General features: G+C 52.1%; 15 protein-coding genes. 4 read left to right on the plus strand and 11 right to left on the minus strand.

What is annotated here, in order from left to right:
• Positions 1–22: 22 nt before the first annotated feature.
• Positions 23–2,638: an aminopeptidase N gene (gene pepN / locus DA718_RS18400; RefSeq protein WP_112214614.1), complete on the minus strand. Its 2,616-nt coding sequence runs from the start codon at positions 2,636–2,638 to the stop codon at positions 23–25.
• 328 nt (positions 2,639–2,966) lie between these two features.
• On the opposite strand from pepN, the gene pncB reads away from it, so the two are divergent.
• Entirely contained in the window at positions 2,967–4,169 is a 1,203-nt protein-coding gene (gene pncB / locus DA718_RS18405) for a nicotinate phosphoribosyltransferase (RefSeq protein WP_112214728.1), read from the plus strand.
• 55 nt (positions 4,170–4,224) lie between these two features.
• On the opposite strand, the gene DA718_RS18410 is transcribed toward pncB, so the two are convergent.
• From DA718_RS18410 to DA718_RS30455, 5 genes are all read right to left on the minus strand, one after another.
• Entirely contained in the window at positions 4,225–5,388 is a 1,164-nt protein-coding gene (locus DA718_RS18410; RefSeq protein WP_112214615.1) for a M20 aminoacylase family protein, read from the minus strand.
• Between the two features lie 12 nt (positions 5,389–5,400).
• On the minus strand, positions 5,401–6,639 hold the full coding sequence (locus tag DA718_RS18415) for a Zn-dependent hydrolase (RefSeq protein ID WP_112214616.1): 1,239 nt from the start codon (positions 6,637–6,639) through the stop codon (positions 5,401–5,403).
• A 26-nt stretch (positions 6,640–6,665) separates the two neighbouring features.
• Positions 6,666–7,955: an aromatic amino acid transport family protein gene (locus DA718_RS18420; protein ID WP_112214617.1), complete on the minus strand. Its 1,290-nt coding sequence runs from the start codon at positions 7,953–7,955 to the stop codon at positions 6,666–6,668.
• Positions 7,956–8,069: 114 nt separating this feature from the next.
• Entirely contained in the window at positions 8,070–9,281 is a 1,212-nt protein-coding gene (gene dpaL / locus DA718_RS18425; protein WP_227016022.1) for a diaminopropionate ammonia-lyase, read from the minus strand.
• Positions 9,282–9,306: 25 nt separating this feature from the next.
• Positions 9,307–9,462: a hypothetical protein gene (locus tag DA718_RS30455; RefSeq protein ID WP_167492797.1), complete on the minus strand. Its 156-nt coding sequence runs from the start codon at positions 9,460–9,462 to the stop codon at positions 9,307–9,309.
• Between the two features lie 159 nt (positions 9,463–9,621).
• On the opposite strand from DA718_RS30455, the gene DA718_RS18430 reads away from it, so the two are divergent.
• From DA718_RS18430 to DA718_RS18440, 3 genes are all read left to right on the plus strand, one after another.
• Positions 9,622–10,083, plus strand: coding sequence for an Lrp/AsnC family transcriptional regulator (locus DA718_RS18430; RefSeq protein ID WP_112214730.1), 462 nt, complete (start codon positions 9,622–9,624; stop codon positions 10,081–10,083).
• A 176-nt stretch (positions 10,084–10,259) separates the two neighbouring features.
• Entirely contained in the window at positions 10,260–11,660 is a 1,401-nt protein-coding gene (asnS, locus tag DA718_RS18435) for an asparagine--tRNA ligase (protein ID WP_110275116.1), read from the plus strand.
• A gap of 158 nt (positions 11,661–11,818) precedes the next feature.
• On the plus strand, positions 11,819–12,673 hold the full coding sequence (locus DA718_RS18440; RefSeq protein WP_112214618.1) for an AraC family transcriptional regulator: 855 nt from the start codon (positions 11,819–11,821) through the stop codon (positions 12,671–12,673).
• A gap of 16 nt (positions 12,674–12,689) precedes the next feature.
• On the opposite strand, the gene ptsP is transcribed toward DA718_RS18440, so the two are convergent.
• Genes ptsP through DA718_RS18465 form a run of 5 tightly spaced genes read right to left on the minus strand, consistent with a single transcriptional unit; the run spans position 12,690 to position 18,944 of the window.
• Positions 12,690–15,185, minus strand: coding sequence for a phosphoenolpyruvate--protein phosphotransferase (gene ptsP / locus DA718_RS18445; protein WP_112214619.1), 2,496 nt, complete (start codon positions 15,183–15,185; stop codon positions 12,690–12,692).
• Between the two features lie 26 nt (positions 15,186–15,211).
• Positions 15,212–16,249: an aminopeptidase gene (gene ypdE, locus DA718_RS18450; RefSeq protein ID WP_112214620.1), complete on the minus strand. Its 1,038-nt coding sequence runs from the start codon at positions 16,247–16,249 to the stop codon at positions 15,212–15,214.
• Positions 16,249–17,331, minus strand: a complete 1,083-nt coding sequence (ypdF, locus tag DA718_RS18455) for an aminopeptidase (protein ID WP_112214621.1) — start codon at positions 17,329–17,331, stop codon at positions 16,249–16,251. The genes ypdE and ypdF overlap by 1 nt, the downstream gene beginning before the upstream one ends.
• 18 nt (positions 17,332–17,349) lie before the next feature.
• Positions 17,350–18,597 carry a PTS fructose transporter subunit IIC gene (locus DA718_RS18460; RefSeq protein ID WP_112214622.1) on the minus strand — a complete coding sequence of 416 codons (1,248 nt, stop codon included), beginning with the start codon at positions 18,595–18,597 and terminating at the stop codon, positions 17,350–17,352.
• A 20-nt stretch (positions 18,598–18,617) separates the two neighbouring features.
• Complete coding sequence (locus tag DA718_RS18465; RefSeq protein WP_112214623.1) at positions 18,618–18,944, minus strand: PTS fructose transporter subunit IIB; 327 nt, start codon at positions 18,942–18,944, stop codon at positions 18,618–18,620.
• Positions 18,945–19,616 lie beyond the last annotated feature (672 nt).

The following is a 19,616-nucleotide window of genomic DNA, read 5'->3' on the forward strand; positions in this document are numbered from 1 at the left end:
CAGGTTTGGACTCGCGCTGGCGTTACGCCAGCGCTTTGCTGATTTTCTCGAACAGATCCCCGGAAAGATTCTCCAGGCCTTTCAGTTGCTCCAGCGCCGCGCGCATCAGCGCCTGACGCTTCTCATCATAGCGTTTCAGGCGAATCAGCGGTTCAATCAGGCGCGAAGCGACCTGCGGGTTACGGCTGTTCAGTTCAGTCAGCATCTCAACCAGGAACTGATAACCGCTACCGTCTTCGGCATGGAATGCGGCTGGGTTGCTACCGGCAAAAGCGCCAATCAGCGAGCGGACGCGGTTCGGGTTACCCAGACTGAAGGAGCGATGGTTCAACAAGCTGCGAACCGTCTCCAGGGCATTATCCGCCGGGCTGGTGGACTGCAGGATAAACCATTTGTCCATCACCAGGCCGTCCTGGTGCCATTTGTCGTCATATTCCTGCATCAGGGCATCACGGCAAGGCAGCTGGGCTGCTACTGCCGCCGACAGCGCCGCCAGAGCATCGGTCATATTGTCAGCATGGTGATACTGCGCACTGACCAGTTTATCTGCCAGCTCCACATCGCCAAACGCCAGGTAGCGCAAGCAGGTGTTACGTAGAGAACGCTTGCCGATATCGGCATGTTCAACGCGATAGCTGTCGAGCTTGTTGGCGTTGTAAATCACCAGGAACTCGTCTGCCAGCTCTTTCGCCAGCGTACGGGTGAGCGCTTCACGCACTGCGGCGATCGCGATCGGATCGATAACCGCGAACAGTTCCGCAATTTCATTGGCCGAAGGCAGCGTCAGGATCTCCGCCGCCAACGCTGGATCGATCTTTTCATCCAGCAGAATCGCGCGGAACGCATCGGCAACGTGAACAGGCAGCGACAGCGGCTGCCCCTGCTGATGGCGATTGACGTTAAGCTTGATGTAAGTCGCCAGCAGGCTCTGCGCTGCATCCCAGCGGGAGAAATCATTGCGAGCGTGGCGCATCAGGAACGTCAGCTGCTGATCGCTCCATTTGTACTCCAGCTTCACTGGTGCGGAGAACTCGCAAAGCAGCGCCGGCACCGGCTGGAAGTAGACATTGTCAAAAACAAAAGTCTGCTCTGCCTGAGTGACGTTCAGCACGTGATGTACCGGGTGTCCGCCCTTCTGCAGCGGAATCACTTTTCCTTCGTTATCATAAAGTTCAATGTCGAACGGAATGTGCAGCGGCAGCTTCTCTGCCTGTTCAGACGTCGGCGGCGTACGCTGGCTGATGGTCAGCGTATACTGCTCCGTTTCCGGGTTGTAATCGTCATGGACGGTAACAATCGGCGTCCCGGACTGGCTATACCAGCGGCGGAAGTGGGACAGGTCAACATTGGAAGCATCCTCCATCGCCTGAACAAAATCGTCGCAGGTGGCGGCGCTGCCGTCGTGGCGTTCAAAGTACAGCTGCATCCCTTTCTGGAAATTCTCTTCACCCAACAGAGTGTGCAGCATGCGAATGACTTCCGCGCCCTTCTCATACACCGTCAGGGTGTAGAAGTTGTTCATTTCGATAACCATATCCGGGCGAATCGGATGTGCCATCGGGCTGGCGTCTTCGGCAAACTGCATACCACGCATGGTGCGCACATTGTTAATGCGATTAACCGCCCGCGAGCCCAGGTCAGAGCTGAACTCCTGGTCGCGGAAAACGGTCAGGCCTTCTTTCAGGCTGAGCTGGAACCAGTCGCGGCAGGTCACGCGGTTACCGGTCCAGTTATGGAAATATTCGTGACCAATCACGCGCTCGATATCCAGATAATCTTTATCGGTCGCGGTATCGGTACGCGCCAGCACGTACTTGGAGTTAAAGACGTTAAGCCCTTTATTCTCCATTGCCCCCATATTGAAGAAGTCAACGGCGACAATCATATAGATATCGAGGTCATATTCGAGACCAAAGCGCGTTTCATCCCACTTCATGGAGTTTTGCAGCGAGGTCATCGCCCATGGCGCCCGGTCAAGGTTGCCGCGGTCAACGTACAACTCCAGCGCCACTTCGCGCCCGGAGCGGGTTTTGAAGGTATCGCGCAGGACATCGAAATCACCAGCCACCAGCGCAAACAGGTAGCACGGTTTCGGGAACGGGTCCTGCCACTGGATCCAGTGACGACCATTTTCCAGATCGCCCTGGGCCACGCGGTTGCCGTTGGAGAGCAGGAACGGATATTTTGCTTTATCAGCAATGATTTTGGTGGTGAAGCGCGCCAGAACGTCCGGGCGGTCCAGATACCAGGTTATATGGCGGAAGCCTTCCGCTTCGCACTGGGTACAAAGCGCTTCGCCTGACTGATACAGCCCTTCCAACGCAGTATTAGCCTCCGGACTGATTTCGTTGACGATGGTCAGGGTGAAATGTTCCGGCAACCCGCTAATCACCAGTTGGTTATTTTCTTCCTTATAGTCGCTCCACGGTTGACCGTTAACCTGCAGAGAAACCAACGTCAGGTCTTCGCCATCCAGACGCAATGGCACATCAGACGTAGCCGCATGGCGGGAGACCTTGCTCTCAGCCGTCACAACGGTTTTCGCGGCGTCCAGGTCAAAGGTCAAATCGATATCGCTAATCAGATAATCCGGCGCACGATAGTCGTGGCGGTATTTGGCTTGGGGCTGTTGTGTCATAAAAAACCTTTAGCATGTCCTGTAAAGTGTCGACTCAGTCTATTCCTGTTGCGCAAATCTCGCTATGCAGAATCTTCATCTTTTCAATGCCAAACATGAAAATTGCTACATTTTGATAACATCAGAGGCACGAAATGCACTCGACCAGGCGCAAAGCTTGTGGTGTGATGCGTGTTCAATATATTAAACTAGGCCTCGCAAATGACCGTCAGCGTCGTCATCAGCCGTCGCCGCGGGACAGAGTCGGGTATTACAGGTATACTCCGGCTCCTTTTTACCGCTTTGGTTTTGATGGAAACGCTCCAGTGAGAGGATGCTACTGCGCACCATGACCCAATTCACTTCTCCTGTACTGCACTCGCTGCTTGATACGGATGCCTACAAGCTGCACATGCAGCAGGCTGTCTTTCACCGCTACAATGATGTACAGGTCGCGGCAGAGTTCCGCTGCCGTGGGGACGATTTGCTCGGCATCTATGCCGATGCGATTCGCGAACAGGTTGAGACGATGCGCGACCTGAAGCTACAGGACGATGAATATCACTGGTTGTCGAGCCTGCCATTCTTTTCGCAAGACTACCTCGACTGGCTGCGCAACTTCCGCTATGACCCGCGCCAGGTTTCCGTCACTAATGATAACGGTAAGCTCAATATTCGCCTCTCAGGCCCATGGCGTGAAGTTATCATGTGGGAAGTTCCGCTGCTGGCGGTGATAAGCGAGCTGGTCCATCGTTATCGTTCGCCTGAAATTAGCGTTGATTTAGCGCTGGAAACCCTCGAGCAAAAGCTTACCGATTTCAACCATTTCACCGCGGATATTGATATGTCCGGCTTCCGCCTGATGGATTTCGGTACCCGCCGCCGATTTTCGCGCGAAGTGCAGCAGGCCATTGTTAAGCGCTTGCAGCAGGAGACGTGGTTTGTCGGCACCAGCAATTACGATCTTGCGCGTCGTCTGGACCTTACGCCGATGGGAACCCAGGCGCATGAATGGTTCCAGGCGCATCAGCAAATCAGCCCAAATCTTGCCAGTAGCCAACGTGCCGCTCTCGCCGCCTGGCTGGAAGAGTATCCTGACCAGTTGGGTATCGCCCTGACCGACTGCATTACAATGGATGCTTTCCTGCGTGATTTCGGCCCGGAATTTGCGACCCGCTATCAGGGACTACGCCATGATTCCGGAGACCCGGTTGAATGGGGCGAGAAAGCAATTGCCCACTACCAAAAACTGGGCATTGATCCGCTAAGTAAAGTGTTGGTGTTTTCCGATAATCTCGACCTGACGAAAGCGGTCGACTTATATCGCCACTTCTCATCGCGGGTGAATCTGAGCTTTGGTATCGGTACCCGTCTGACCTGCGATATTCCGCAGGTTAAACCTCTGAATATCGTTATCAAGCTAGTGGAGTGCAACGGTAAGCCGGTGGCGAAACTTTCCGACAGCCCGGGGAAAACCATTTGCCACGATAAAGCCTTCGTACGCGCTCTACGCAAGGCCTTTGACCTGCCGCCAGTTAAAAAGGCCAGCTAAGTTTAAAAAGGAAATTACGTCCGCAACTGCGGACGTAATTTTTATTAATCGCGGTTTATTGCGGCAAACGGGTTCGGATAACTTCAGCAAAATATTCCGCACCAGTTAGTAAAATCTCATCATTAAAATCGTAACAGGCGTTATGCAACGGAATATTTCCTTTAGCATCTGACTCGTCGCCATTACCTAAAAAGACAAAGCACCCGGGTATCGCCTGCAAAAAAGCGCCAAAATCTTCAGAAATCATCATCTGCTGTACATTGCCATCGACATTTTTTTCCCCTACGACCCCTCTGGCTGCATTAACCGCCACGTCCACGCAGGACTGCCAGTTAACCGTCGGCGCAAATTCATGGGTATAAGAAAACTCACATTGCGCACCGTGCATAGCACAAATTGCCTCGCTAATAGTACGCATCCGCTCCTCCAGTAGTTTCTGCACCTGTGGAGAATAGCTACGAGTATCGCCTTTAATTTCAACATGAGTTGGAATTGCGTTACGAATGCCGTCGGTATGCAGTTCGGTACAAGAAACTACTGCCGGAACGTTGGGATCCATATTCCGGGAGACGATGGTTTGCAGAGCAAGAATAATTTCTGCAGCGATAACCAGCGGGTCTTTGCTCATATGCGGACGCGCGGCATGTGAACCCTGCCCTTTAATGCGAATAACAAAATTGTCTTCACTGGCCATAATCCCACCGACGCATGTCGCAATGGTCCCGGCTTTCATCCCCGGCATATTGTGTAGACCGTAAATTTCCTGAATACCAAATTTTTCCAGAAGCCCATCATCTATCATCGCTCTGGCACCGTAGCCCGGTTCTTCCGCAGGCTGGAAGACAAAACACACTGTGCCGTTAAAGTTTTTCCGTTGTAGCAATAGCTGCGCCGCCCCCAGCGCGATACAGGTATGACCATCGTGACCGCAGCCATGCATTCTTTCAGATCTGAGTGAACGGTAGGATACATCGCCCTGCTCGGTAAGCTGAATGGAATCAATATCGGCCCTGATAGCGATAACACCGTCGCCATCGCCGCATTTTAAAATGCCGACCAACCCGGTTTTACCGATATCTCTGTGTACTTCAATACCCATTTTTTCAAGCTTTTCAGCAATAAACGCCGACGTTTTGATCTCTTCAAAAGCGCTTTCCGGATGTGCATGCAAGTGATGACGCCATGCAATAAGCTGCTGTTTTAATTGTTCCTGATTCATTTTTAGCTCCTTTCAAAGGGATCTTTCGGCACGTTTGAGTACCACCTGTAACAGCACATTTGCCCCGGCGATAAGATCGTGAGATTCAGTATGTTCTTCAACGTTATGACTGATGCCGCCAACGCATGACACAAAGATCATCCCAGCCGGGCAGACAGAAGCCATAAACTGCGCGTCGTGCCCTGCTCCGCTCGGCAATCGACGATGGCTTAATCCCTGTATCTGCGCCTCTTTTTCAACAGCAGCAACGATTTCATCAGCAAAAATGACCGGATTAAATCGCACCAAAGAGCGCGTGGTAATGCTTATGCCCTCTTCTTGCGCCGTTTTTTCAACAAAACTTAGCAGTTGTCTTTCCGCACGCTTTAATTCCTCATTATCGGTATTGCGTAAGTCCACTGACATCACCACGTGATTGGGGATAACATTGATAAGGTTGGGTTTGAAGGTCATATGCCCAACGGTAGACACCTGGTCCCCCGCAAACTTCTGTGCCAGTTCTCGGGCAAACACGGCAATCTTCGCAGCGGCAAAACCTGCGTCATGGCGCATTGCCATCGGCGTAGTTCCTGCATGGTTGGAAACGCCCGTCAGCGTAAATTCATGCCATGAAATTCCCTGAACGCCTGTGACGACGCCGATATTCGTTCCTTCTTTATCCAGAATCGGCCCTTGTTCAATATGCAGCTCAATATAGCTATCAACGACCATATCGCCCGGCACAAGGTCGCCTTTATAGCCTATCGCGCTCAGGGACTCATCAAGCGTAATACCGTCCAGGTCTTTCGCTGCCAAAGCAGTTTCCAGCGGATACTCGCCGGCGAAGACCACGCTTCCCATCATGTCCGGCTGAAAGCGAACCCCTTCTTCATTGGTAAAAAAAGTGACGGCAAGCGGACGCAGCGGGCGGATACCCGCCTCCTTCAGCGTCGCGATGACCTCAAGCCCGGCCATTACGCCATAATTGCCATCGTATAATCCTCCGGTTCCCACGGTGTCGATATGTGAGCCCATCATGACCATCGGCAACTCCTGCTGCCCGGCGTAAATACCGGTGACGTTACCAATTGCATCAATTTTCACGCTTAATCCAAGCGCCTGCATTTTATCGACAACAAAATCTCTTCCTGCTTTATCTTCCGGCGTCGCCGCCAGCCGGCATACGCCCCCACCTTCCAGCGCGCCATGCTGGCCCAACTCAAAGAGTGACTCGACAAACCGTTGGCCGTTTATTTCCAGATGCTGACTCATATAAATATCTCTCGGTTAACGTGTGGTTAGCGGGCCATTCCATAAAAAATGGCCGAGACGGTAATCAGGCCGATAACAGTGACAAAGACGTTGCTGATTTTGCCTCTGTAGGGAGCGAGTACCGGCAATTTGTGAATGGCGTACATCGGCAGCAGTAGCAGGATTGCTGCACCGGTGGGGCCGCTGATGCTCTCGATAATGCCAAGAATGCTGGGATTTTTATAAGCGGCAAACCAGCAGGTCAGAATCATGAAAACGAAGATTGCAGCATTGACCGTTTTGATTCCCGGCTTTTTATCTCTGCTTGCTGCGGCTTCGATAATCATGTCACGCAAGGATTCATAAGCACCGATATAGTGGCCTAAAAATGATTTGGTAATCGCGACGAAGGCGATTACCGGCGACAGCCAGGCAATAACCGGGGTATCAAAATGGTTGGCGAGATAAGAAAGAATCGACAGGTTTTGCGCTTTTGCTTCAGCCAGTTGCTGTGGCGACAGGCTTAAAACGCAGCTCAGAACAAAAAACAGTACCACACCCACCATCAGCAAAATCCCACGGCGCTGGATCTGCCCGCATTTAGCATCGGCGGCGGCAACACCATAAAGTTGTTTCTGGCGAACCACCATGGGTGAAATAATCGGATAGTGGTTAAACGACATGACCAGTACCGGGAAAGTCATCCATAACGTCAGTAGAACACCTTGCCCGGTGGTTGTGGAACTTAGGTCCACACTGTCAAGAATCGCGCCGTTCCAGTGCGGAATAAGAAAGAGCGCCATAAAAATCAGCGAAGCGATAAAGGGATATACCAGAGTACTCATCACTCGCATAATCAGCCGCTGTCCGAGGCGAACAATAAACATCAGCCCAAGTATCAACACCAGGGAGACCAGCGCTCGAGGCGGTTCCGACAGACCTAACTGATGGGTTATAAAACTCTGTGCAGTATTGGTTATCGCCACCGCATACATAATCAGAATGGTATAAATGGCGAAAAAATAGATAATGGTAAAAATCTTACCAGCCCGTAAGCCAAAATGCTCACCAATCACATCAGTTATAGTACTTTCGGGTGTATTGGATGAGTAAATAAAGCGAGCCAGTCCACGGTGTGCTAAATAGGTAATGGGAAAAGCTAGTGCAAATACAATAAGCAGTGGCCAAAAGCCGCCTATCCCAGCATTAATGGGTAAGAAAAGCACCCCGGCACCGATTGCTGTGCCAAATAACCCCAATACCCAAATGGTATCCTCACCATGCCATTTTTTCGGATCTATTAATTCATTACTTATCGGAGCCGTATTATTTTTCATCGATAGTGTTCTCTTATTTATTATGCCTTGTGGCATATTTTATTTATTACCAGAACGTTTTTATTAGGGCCTGTAGGGTAGGAAATGGCCCTTTTATCAACTACGGCTGCTGCTTCAACCGTTACGACCGAACCAGACAATATCCTCATAGATATCCGGAGAGGTATCACCTTCTGTACTAATTAACAAAACATGAGAGTCCGTATTAAGCTGCAAAGCTTCGATAATCCCCCTATAGTCTTCACGACTCATTAATTCATAGAGAAGTCCAGTACCAATAGCGCCCGACTCCCCTGATATAAAGGGAGCATCAGTTCCTGGTCGAGGAGAAGCCAGAATACGCATCCCGTTAGCCGCTAAGCTATCGTCAGCAGAGATAAAACAGGATGCGTAATCACGAATCATCGGCCAACTGGTAATATTGGGTTCGCCACAGGCTAGCCCCGCCATCAGCGTTGCCATATCGCCGCCCACGCTATGTGGTTGTCCATCATTAACGACGGAGGAACGGTAAAGACAGTTTGCTTTATGTGGTTCAACGATAATGATTTTGGGAGCTCGAGCTTTCATTTTCTCAAGGAAGTAGCCCATGATGCTGCCAGCAAAAGAACCGACCCCAGCCTGTAAAATAAGATGCGTTGGCAGCGGAGCTCCGCTTTTCGTGAGCTGCTCCCAGGCCTCAATAGCCAGTGTCATATAACCCTGCATTATCCAGGTAGGGATCTGTTCATATCCCTGCCAGGCGGTATCCTGCAACAATACCCAGCCTTTTTCTTGTGCCATTTTATTGGCCAGACGGACGGTATCGTCGTAGTTAAGCTCGGTTATCGAACATTCGGCACCATGGTGGCGAATATTCTGTGCACGGATAAGCGATGAGCCTTTTGGCATATACACTACCGCCTGCAATCCCAGCTGTTCTGCAGCCCATGCAACCCCACGGCCATGATTGCCATCGGTAGCCGTAACAAAAACGATATCTTTTATCCTTGCCTTAATTTCAGGAGAATTTAATGAAGAAAACGATAGTGTATTAATATTCTGACCTAATTTTTCTGCCAGATATTTCCCAACCGCATAAGAGCCACCTAAACCTTTAAATGCATTAAGACCAAAACGCTGAGATTCATCTTTCACATGAATTGAGCCAAGCCCTAAACGTGTACTAAGATGCGGTAAACTACGTAAAGGGGTGACACAATAGTCCGGAAATTTCTGATGAAACGCCAGAACCTCATGGCCAACAGATTCATTCAACAAGCTAAGGTCGACGCCCTCACCATATATTTTTCTTCGTGGATTTAATTGGTACTTGATAACATCCATCATAAATATATCTTCATCTCCATGTTCATAAGCCGCTGGCAACATCTTTATAGCGCAACCCTGCTCTGAGAATAAAAAAGAAAAAGGTTCCGCATAACAAAAAAAGACGTTCAGTTACAGACATTACAAAATAATCTGCAATGCAATGTGGATAATAAGAAGCAAAGATAAAATCATTCATTCACCTCTTTCCCTCACTCATCAAGATGGTACACTGCGCAGGGCAATTAAATGACGCAAAATTGCCTCTTAATGCGCAATATTCACCCTTAATAAGGGTTGAGACGCAACAAAATTGCATGAGGTGATGTATCTCACAATAATTGAGGGTAACGCAGTTATGAAACTCGACGCCTGGGATAAAAAAATTCTGCAACATTTGCAGCATAGCAATCGGCTCTCACAGCGAGAAATTGCCGATCTCGTCAGCCTTTCTCCTTCAGCGGTCAATCGACGTATTGCTGCACTGGAAGAAGCGGGTGTGGTTAAAACTAACGTCAGCATAGTGGATGCCAGCAAAGTGGGTCGCCCTATCACCATCATGGTGCAGGTGACCATTGAAAATGAACGGCTCGACTTATTAGAAGAGGACAAACAAAGGTTTGTTAACTGCCCACAGGTTCAGCAGGTTTACTATGTCACGGGAGATTTTGATTTTCTGCTGGTAGTTAACGTCCGCGACATGGCGGAATATGAGGTTCTGACTCGTGATCTTTTTTTCGCCTCGGGAAATATTAAGTCGTTCAGAACCATTGTTTCGATGCAAAACGCCAAGCAAGAGATGACGGTGATGATTGAATGACTTCCTCGCCATTCGTATAAGAGTGAGAAATTAAAGCGCTCTCGCCATTTATTTACTAAAACTCCCCCTCCTCGTGCGAAATCTACTTGTCTGATGGAAGATGACAGGTAACATAGATATCCCCCCCACTGAAGGGGGATACAGATTTTTCTATTGGACTATAAAGAGAGACTATTATGAGCGTTGTGCCTGTAGCCGACGTACTCCAGGGCCGCGTTGCCGTTGACAGCGAAGTCACCGTGCGCGGATGGGTGCGTACCCGCCGAGATTCTAAAGCTGGCTTTTCTTTCCTCGCCGTCTATGACGGTTCCTGCTTTGATCCTGTACAGGCCGTCATCAGTAATTCTCTTCCCAATTACAATCAGGAAGTGCTGCGCCTGACCACTGGTTGCTCGGTCATCGTCACCGGTAAAGTCGTGGCCTCTCAGGGCCAGGGCCAAAGCTTTGAAATTCAGGCCAGCAACGTTGAAGTCACCGGCTGGGTTGAAGACCCGGATACCTACCCGATGGCGGCAAAACGCCACAGCATCGAGTACCTGCGCGAAGTCGCTCACCTGCGCCCGCGTACCAACCTGATTGGCGCGGTTGCCCGCGTGCGTCACACTCTGGCACAGGCGCTGCACCGTTTCTTTGACGAGCAGGGATTCTTCTGGGTTTCCACCCCGCTGATTACCGCTTCCGATACTGAAGGTGCTGGCGAGATGTTCCGCGTTTCGACGCTGGATCTGGAAAACCTGCCACGCAACGATCAGGGAAAGGTTGATTTCGATAAAGACTTCTTTGGCAAAGAGTCGTTCCTGACCGTTTCTGGCCAGCTGAACGGCGAAACCTATGCTTGTGCGCTGTCAAAAATCTACACCTTCGGCCCGACTTTCCGTGCCGAAAACTCCAACACCAGCCGCCACCTGGCAGAGTTCTGGATGCTGGAGCCGGAAGTCGCCTTTGCTAACCTGAACGATGTAGCAGGTCTGGCGGAAGCGATGCTGAAGTATGTCTTCCAGGCGGTACTCACCGAGCGCGCTGACGACATGCAGTTCTTTGCCGAGCGTGTGGATAAAGACGCGGTCGATCGTCTGCAGCGTTTCGTTTCCGCTGATTTCGCTCAAGTCGATTACACTGACGCGGTCACCATCCTGGAAAACTGCGGTAAGCAGTTTGAAAACCCGGTGTACTGGGGCGTGGATCTCTCCTCCGAGCACGAACGCTATCTTGCGGAAGAGCACTTTAAAGCGCCGGTGGTTGTCAAAAACTACCCGAAAGAGATCAAGGCGTTTTATATGCGTCTTAACGAAGATGGTAAAACCGTCGCCGCCATGGACGTTCTGGCTCCGGGCATCGGTGAAATAATCGGCGGCTCCCAGCGTGAAGAACGTCTGGACGTGCTTGACGCGCGCATGGCGGAAATGGGTCTAAATAAAGAAGACTACTGGTGGTATCGCGACCTGCGTCGTTACGGCACCGTGCCGCACTCAGGCTTTGGTCTGGGCTTCGAGCGTCTGATCGCTTACGTGACCGGCGTGCAGAACGTGCGTGATGTTATCCCGTTCCCGCGTACCCCGCGTAACGCAACATTCTGATTTATCTTCACGACAGCCAAAGGCCAGCGCAAGCTGGCCTTTTTCGTTGATGCATCCCGTATCTATTAACGTAAAATTCTGCAATTTGAAATTTCACCTGGTGGGAGTAAAGTGAAAAAGTTCAAATAATTAATGCAGTTATCATATGAGAGCGGGCGATGAAAGAACCAGGCTTACCAGCAGATCAACAATTTTTTGCCGATCTCTTCAGCGGCCTTGTACTTAACCCGCAGCGCCTGGGCCGCGTGTGGTTTGCCACCCAACCGGTATCGCTGCCAACGGGGAGCTTGTGCATCGAGCTTCCACGCCTTGATATCGTCCTGCGCGGCGAATACGGCAATCAACTGGAGAAACAGCAGCACAGCCTCACCGAAGGCGAAATGTTGTTTATTCCCGCCCGAGCGGCCAACCTGCCCATCAGCGATAAGCCCGTGATGCTGCTAAGCCTGGTGTTTGCTCCGGCCTGGCTGGGCTTGTCGTTTTACGATAACCGCACTGCGTCTCTATTGCGCCCGGTGCGCCGGATTGAGCTGCCGCACCCGCAGCGCGGCGAAGGTGAGGCCATGCTTACTGCACTAACTCACCTCAGCCGCTCCCCTCAGCTCCAGGATATCATTCAACCACTGGTGCTCAGCCTGTTGCATCTGTGCCGGGGCGTGGTGAATGCGCGTCCTGATACGCATCGCCCGCGTTCGGAATTTCTCTATCACAGCATGTGTAACTGGGTGCAGGATAACTATGCCCAGCCGCTAAGCCGCGAAAGCGTGGCGCAGTTTTTCAATATCACGCCAAACCATCTATCTAAGCTTTTTGCTCAGCATGGAACGATGAGTTTTGTGGAATATGTCCGTTGGGTACGAATGTCCAGAGCGCGCATTATTCTACAGAAGTATCATCTGCCGATCAGCGAAGTGGCACAGCGGTGCGGATATCACGACAGCGACTATTTTAGCCGCCTTTTCCGGCGCCAGTTTGGCCTGACGCCGGGGGATTACTGCGCTCGGTTCCAGTAAAGCCGGAGTTTCAGTATCAGAAGGTCAACTCCGCTTCCAGCAGCGCCAAAATACTTTCGGCATTTTCAGCAGCAAATAGCGACTGACGGAAGTTTTTATTCACCAGTTTGCGTGCCAGCTGCGAAAAGACCTTCACATGATTAATACCTTCGTCAGCACCGAGCGTCAGCATAATGACCAGCTCCACCTCTCCCATTTCTGACTGCCAGTCGATGGGCTGAGTGAGGCGAGCAATGCTGATGCTGGAGTGGCGTATCCACTGTGATTTTGCATGCGGTATCGCCACGCCAAACCCGACCGCCGTAGTGACAATCTCCTCACGCTGCCAGACATCCTCTTCCAGCTCAAACGGATGTTCGGTACGCCCGTTAACACCGAGGTTACCGCACAGGAACTGAATGACCTGCTCTTTGTTGGCGAGCGCTTCGCCGACGAAGATATTTTCCCGCGCCAGCAGTGGACGAACATCGTCTTGCGGCGCGAACTGATTGAGCAATTCTTCGATCTCCTGCGCACTGCGGCATTCGCACGCCCGCAACGCAAGCTCCCGGCAGGCCTGGCTATCGAGCTGACGCAGCTGGCCTTTCACTGCCGGAATACGCGGACTGCTCATACTGAGCTCATCCAAATCCAGCCCGAGAAGCAGTGGCAAATAACGGCGTTCACCGCCCAGCTCGCCGCATATGCCAACCCATTTTCCATGCTGATGTGCCACGCGGATAATCTGTTGTAGCATACGCAGGAATGAGGGCGTAATCGGGTTATACAGCGTTGAGACGCGCGGATTGTTACGATCGACGGCGTACAAATATTGCGTCATATCGTTCGAGCCGATGCTGAAGAAATCCACCTCATCGCAGAAGTGATCGATGATGTAGCAAACCGAAGGCACTTCAACCATGATGCCCAGCGCAAGAGCTTCCACGTGGCGTAAGCCTTCTGTTTTCAGCTCTGCTATCGCTTTTTGCAGCTCGCTCTTGACCCATAAAATCTGATCGAGGCTGTGGACCATTGGGATCATCAACTGCGCGTTGCCAAAAGTGGCCGCCCGTAGGACAGCACGAAGTTGGGTACGAAACAATCCGGCGAACTCAGGGTAAATACGCACCGCGCGATAGCCAAGGAATGGGTTATCCTCCTGTGGGATCTTGAGATAGGGTATATTTTTATCACCACCAATATCCATAGTGCGAAAAATCACCGTTTTCTCACCGGCCGCCAGCAATACCTGCTGGTAGGCCTCAAACTGCTCCTGCTCGTCCGGGGCGCTGTCGCGGTCCATAAACAGCATTTCTGTACGAAACAGACCGATGCCTTCAGCGCCGTTAACAAATGCGCCAGGGGCCTCCAGCGCAGTGCCAATGTTCGCCGCGATATCAATACGCTGATTATCTCGTGACAATCCGGGCTGTGCGGCATCTCGCGCCTGCCGCTGCTGACGCTTACCCGCCAGATTTTGGGCGACCGCATAATAACCACTGACGGTGGCATCCGGATTAATCGCCAACACACCGCACTGAGCATCCAGCACCGCAGGCTTACCGGCATAACGCCCGATAGCTTCCAGCGGCAATCCGCTCAGCACCGGGATGGCAGAGGCGCGAGCCAGAATCAGGGTATGCGAGGTGCGCCCGGTTTTCTCCAGAATCATCCCGGACAGATGCTGTAAATCAAGACTCAAAAACTGGCTTGGCGTCAGGTCTTCTGCCACAAGGATCGTCGGCTGATTCAAGACCAGCGCATTACGCGGACGCCGCTCGGGCCAGGTGATATGCAGTAGCTGTTCGCTGATATCTCGGATATCGCTCACCCGTTCACGCAGGTAGTCACTAGCAGATGCCGAGAGCTTGTCGCATACCTCCTCCATATTGGCAATAATCGCCGCGCCCAACCCCTTTTGCTGTTCAACCATCAGGCGGCGAATGTTGCCCGCAAACTCATCATCCTGAATAAGCGACAGATGCGCGCTGAGAATGGTTTTGCTCTCGCCGTTGCGTTCACGCAGCTGTTGATTAAGCTGTTCCGCAAGCGTCGCCAGACTATGTTCCAGTCGGGTGTTATCTTGCGCATTCGCCGGGATCGCTCGAAAACAGTCCAGGCTATCGCTCTGCCATAAAACAAGCTCACCCAAGCCAACGCCGGTTGCCAGCACCGTACCGTACAGTACGTCCGGGTTTAGACGAGTCAGGGAACGCGGCAGCGGGTGCGCCGCCAGTTCGGCGGCCGTCGGCTGGACGCTATCGCTGTCAATAAAGCGGTGCTGGAGATAATCCTCCAGAGATCTTCTGGCCTGCTCTTCATCGCTGCCGTTAATGCTCAAGCTACAGCTGTCATTAAACAACGTACCGGTACCAATTAGCGCCAGCGAGCTTTTCGCATCCGCCCGCACGTTGTGGCGATGATTGATAAACGTGATGTCGCTTTGCCACTGCCCGCACTGCTCTTTCAGCTCCCACGCGGGGCGCGCGTGCAGACCGTTTGGCAACGGGCAGAGAAATTGAATCATTAACATAACCGCTCCTGATTAGCGCGAGGAAATCATCTGAAATCCTGCAAATGAACCACCGTCTCGCGCGTAAGACGAGTAATAAGGGCCGATAAAAGTTGATACGTCCAGTTAATGTCCCGGCAATCGGCAATTGATACAGCACAGTGTCCATGACGAGTGGCTGGCCCTATCACCACCGTCGGGATCCCGGTTCCGCTCAGATGAACCGCCCCGCCATCCGTTCCGCCATTGCTGAACATATCCAGTTGGAGCGGCACGTTGATCTCTGCGGCGACGCTCTCTACCCAGGCGGTCAGTTTAGGCGGCGCAATTAACGATTTGTCGGCAAGCACCAGCATCGGTCCTTTGCCAATTTGTCGATGGTTTGCTGCGCCATTATCGAAGTTTTTCGCCCAGCAGGCGGTGTCCAGCACAATGGCAACATCCGGTGCGACCGCACGGGCCGCCGTTTGTCCACCGCGCAACCCAACTTCTTCACTGGAACTGGCTACCAGCCAGATTTCCGCGGGCAGTTCCGCTGCATGCCATTCACGCAGCAGGCTGATTAACAAATAGCATCCCAGCCGGTCGTCAAAGGCTTTGCCCATCACCCGCTGATGCGGCAGTTCCTGAAGTGCAGAGTCGAAGGTCACCCGATCTCCTGGATAAACCCCCGCCTGAATAACCTCATCATAAGAGCGAGCGCCGATATCGACGCGCAGTGCGCCAACCTCATTCCCGCTACGTTCGCCGTCAAGCAACCCGGGGATTTTGCCGCCCTCACGAGTGGTGATGCGCACCGGCTGGAGCTGACGCGCCGCCATTCGCACATTGCCCACCGGCAGCACGTCAATCGCCCCTTCAGCCGAGATGCTGCGCACGATAAATCCCACTTCATCCATATGCGCGCAGATCATCACTTTCGGACCGTCCGATTGATTCAGGCGGATCAGCACCGATCCCAAACCATCGAAACGCACCTCTTTATGTAGGCTCTCCGCTTCCGCCAGTAAAATCTGGCGCACCTCCTGCTCCGAGGAGGCAATCGCATCCGCCTCGCTCAGCGCTTTCAATAGCGATAAATCCATTACGCGACTCCTGTCAGTAACACAGTTTTTGGCATAGCGTAGAGCACCTCGGCACCGTCTGGCGTCACCAGCACTACATCTTCAATGCGCACGCCGCCCTGCCCCGGAAGATAAATACCAGGCTCGACGGTCAGCAGCATGCCCGCTTCCAGCACCGTGGTATCCGCTGGCGAAAATCGCGGGTCTTCATGCACCTCAATGCCAATGGCGTGTCCGGTATTGTGGCCAAAATAGCCACCATAGCCCGCTGCGGATATAACCTGACGCGCGGCGGCGTCCACCTCGCAACAGCGCACGCCCGGACGAATCGCCGCTACCGCCGCGAGCTGGGCCTCAAGCACAATCTGATAGACAGGCCAAAGCGGGTTCTCTTGCGCCACGCCTGCTCCGGGCAACAAAAACGTGCGCGTCATATCAGAGCAATAGCCACGATACTGCGCCCCGAAATCCAGGGTGATAAACTCCCCGGCCTCAATGCGCTTGTCGCTGGCTTTCCCATGCGGTAGCGCACCGCGCCAGCCGCTGGCGACAATGGTATCGAATGAGGCTTTTTCCGCCCCTTGCATCCGCATAAACCACTCCAGCTCGGCGGCTATCTCCCTCTCACGCAGACCCGGCTGAATAAAGCAGCGGATATGTTCCGCACTCACATCAGCAATCCGACAGGCTTCGCGAATGCAGGTGATTTCTTCCACCGTTTTAATCCGTCTTAGCGTATCGAGAGAGGCACTCATCAGCCTGACCGATAATGCCTCCTGCCATGCGCGCGCCGTTTCCCAGCTAACCTGCTCACCTTCAAATCCCACCGATTTCAGTTTTTCGGCATCGATGAGCGGGTTCACGATGGTCGTCATCGTCTGCTCGCCACCGAGCAAGTGAAGTTGATAACCGCTGACGCGTGCCTCAACATCAGCGTAGTAGCGGGAATCGACCAGGATATGCGCACTTTGGCGGCAGACAAACACAAACCCAGAACTACTGGAGATCCCCAGATGCGGCTGCTTATTCTGTCGTGACGAAATCAGCACCGCATCCAGTTGCTGCGCCTCTAGCCATTCGCGCAGCGATGCAAGTAAGGTCATGATGGCAATCCCTTAAAATTAGAGGCTTTCGATCAGCAACTTGCCTCTGCGGTACATCATATTGCGTAAGAAGACGACCATCAGCGCCGTAATCACCGCCCCCAACAGGATCCCCGCCATATAAACGCCGAGATTGCTGACCAGCGGCCATGCCCAGATAGCCGATTCAGGGAACCACTGCACTGCCCCCAGCCAGACGGCAGTGGTCGACCCCACAATCGCGCCCACCATATACGACGGAATAGCGGTGATCGGGCTTTCCAGCGCGAACGGAATCGCCCCTTCGCTGATCCCCATAAAGGCGAGGAACATTGCCGTTTTACCTTGCGGATAGAGCTGGGCGCTGAACAGGCGTTTGCCGGTTAAGCGACGATCGATAATCGTCGCCAGCCCCAGACCAATTGGCGGAATAACGATAGCGATAGAACGTGCGGTCACCGGCAGCACGTGGTCGGTGGTGAAGCTGAACGCCACAAACCCCGCAGCTTTGTTGATTGGGCCGCCAAGGTCGATAGCCGTTGCCGCCGAAATTCCCATCGCGTACATCAACGTGCCTTTCTCTCCCGCCGCCGTCAGCAGCGCGCGAATGCCGCCGTTGATCCAGCCGCCGAACGGCGTAATCACGTAATACATCGCCAGCATGACGAAAATTGCGGAGAGAATGGGCAGTAAAAAGGTGGTTTTGAACGCCAGCAGGAAACCGGGAAGCTGGATTTTTTGGTTCATCCACTTAACCAGATACCCGGCGACAACCGAAATAATCAGCGCACCAATGAAGGTTGATGGCACCGGTGCGCTCGTCACCCATTGCAGGCTTGTCGGGTCAAAATTGAGCAGTTGCGTGGGCTGGGTGGACATCAGGCCGCCGATAAACCCCGCAGGAAACGCCAGCTTGCCGCCGATGGAGTTAGCAACAAAGGCAGCAAACATCGGAATAGCAAAGCCAAACAGCACGCCGCCGAAAGATTGCGATAGCCACGCAAACTTGAGTAACGAAAGGTTAAAACCGTCGAATTTACCGCTGTTAAGCGCATCCATAATGCCGATGTCAGCGGGAATTTTCAGCCAGCTATAGGCAATCAATTGGGAAAAGGCGAGGATCACCCCGCCCATAATTAACGTCGGTACCATGCGCGAAATTCCCGACATCACATGCTGCGGTAATTCGCCCCAGAAGCTGTTGCGGGAGGCCTGAGGATTTTTTATAACCGCGGCCGCCCCTGATGCGCCAGGCACAACGGTTGCACTGCGTTTTTTAATGGCCATACGTGTATCCCTGTCGACAATTATTGTTGTTCTGCGGCAAGCATCTCTTCAATTTCTTTTATGATTCCGGCGGCGTTTTTGATCGCATCCTGTAGCGTGATTTCATAGACGTCGCGGGTCTCAAAACGCTCGTTGTCTTCTGGCGTTACGGCGACAGAATGGATAATTAACGTCGCTTCGGCGATATCCTGCGCCGTCAGGCGGTTTTGAATACCATCCGCCCCCTGGGTTTCAATTTTCACTTCATATCCGGCTTCAATCGCCGCCTCTTCCAGCGCCTGCGCCGCCATAAAGGTATGGGCCAGCCCCATCGGGCATGCGCAGACTGCAATCAGTTTTTTACTCATTTCAAACCCCTCGTGATTGTTAACGAGAGAAATTATGGCTGCGGGGAAGCGATCGTTGTTATCAGAGAAATAATGCTTTTGCTGGACAAATAATTCCGTCATTCGGAATTGTGACGAGGGTCGGATAGGCGATTCTAAGACGAAAAATGTGCCCGACTCGCGGTCTTATCAGACTCATCAGCAGCATAAAATTATGCCCATGAACCCTACATCACTGCGGAGTAGCAACCTCTTTTGTCAGGAAACTTAAACATCAACCTTGTTTATTCACATTTATGTTACGCACTATTTCGGTACCCGGCGGAGACAAAAACCGCACCTTATGTTCATAAACTGCCAAACCACCTGATTATTTTGCTCATTTTTCAACCAGCGACCGCACAACTTGCAAAGACAGGAACTGAATAAAAAAGAAGCAAAATAGTGACGAAAAATGCATGAATGCTCTCTTATCTAAATTAATCATAATTAATTCATATAGATATATATGAAAAATGAGTTTTATCGGTAAATCCAAGCGGAATGTTGATTGAGTTCACAAAGTTCCCTAAAATACACATTTAGTTACATACAGTTTCTCTTGGTTACTCATATACGACATTGGTAGCATTTTCCGGCTAGCGAAACGTTGTTCTGGATGGAAAGATGCCTCCAGACACCAAACTATCATCA

Origin of the sequence: Klebsiella huaxiensis, assembly GCF_003261575.2 — a bacterium.
In the GTDB taxonomy this organism is placed as follows: Bacteria; Pseudomonadota; Gammaproteobacteria; order Enterobacterales; family Enterobacteriaceae; genus Klebsiella; species Klebsiella huaxiensis.

What these genes read in the sequence shown, in the direction of transcription:
- DA718_RS18420 (WP_112214617.1), bottom strand. Translation starts at nt 7,955, where the DNA reads ATGAAAAATAATACGGCTCCGATAAGTAATGAATTAATAGATCCGAAA.
- DA718_RS18465 (WP_112214623.1), bottom strand. Translation starts at nt 18,944, where the DNA reads ATGAGTAAAAAACTGATTGCAGTCTGCGCATGCCCGATGGGGCTGGCC.
- DA718_RS18415 (WP_112214616.1), bottom strand. Translation starts at nt 6,639, where the DNA reads ATGAGTCAGCATCTGGAAATAAACGGCCAACGGTTTGTCGAGTCACTC.
- DA718_RS18460 (WP_112214622.1), bottom strand. Translation starts at nt 18,597, where the DNA reads ATGGCCATTAAAAAACGCAGTGCAACCGTTGTGCCTGGCGCATCAGGG.
- DA718_RS18440 (WP_112214618.1), top strand. Translation starts at nt 11,819, where the DNA reads ATGAAAGAACCAGGCTTACCAGCAGATCAACAATTTTTTGCCGATCTC.
- DA718_RS18430 (WP_112214730.1), top strand. Translation starts at nt 9,622, where the DNA reads ATGAAACTCGACGCCTGGGATAAAAAAATTCTGCAACATTTGCAGCAT.
- pepN (WP_112214614.1), bottom strand. Translation starts at nt 2,638, where the DNA reads ATGACACAACAGCCCCAAGCCAAATACCGCCACGACTATCGTGCGCCG.
- ypdE (WP_112214620.1), bottom strand. Translation starts at nt 16,249, where the DNA reads ATGGATTTATCGCTATTGAAAGCGCTGAGCGAGGCGGATGCGATTGCC.
- DA718_RS30455 (WP_167492797.1), bottom strand. Translation starts at nt 9,462, where the DNA reads ATGAATGATTTTATCTTTGCTTCTTATTATCCACATTGCATTGCAGAT.
- dpaL (WP_227016022.1), bottom strand. Translation starts at nt 9,281, where the DNA reads ATGGATGTTATCAAGTACCAATTAAATCCACGAAGAAAAATATATGGT.
- pncB (WP_112214728.1), top strand. Translation starts at nt 2,967, where the DNA reads ATGACCCAATTCACTTCTCCTGTACTGCACTCGCTGCTTGATACGGAT.
- ypdF (WP_112214621.1), bottom strand. Translation starts at nt 17,331, where the DNA reads ATGACCTTACTTGCATCGCTGCGCGAATGGCTAGAGGCGCAGCAACTG.
- asnS (WP_110275116.1), top strand. Translation starts at nt 10,260, where the DNA reads ATGAGCGTTGTGCCTGTAGCCGACGTACTCCAGGGCCGCGTTGCCGTT.
- DA718_RS18410 (WP_112214615.1), bottom strand. Translation starts at nt 5,388, where the DNA reads ATGAATCAGGAACAATTAAAACAGCAGCTTATTGCATGGCGTCATCAC.
- ptsP (WP_112214619.1), bottom strand. Translation starts at nt 15,185, where the DNA reads ATGTTAATGATTCAATTTCTCTGCCCGTTGCCAAACGGTCTGCACGCG.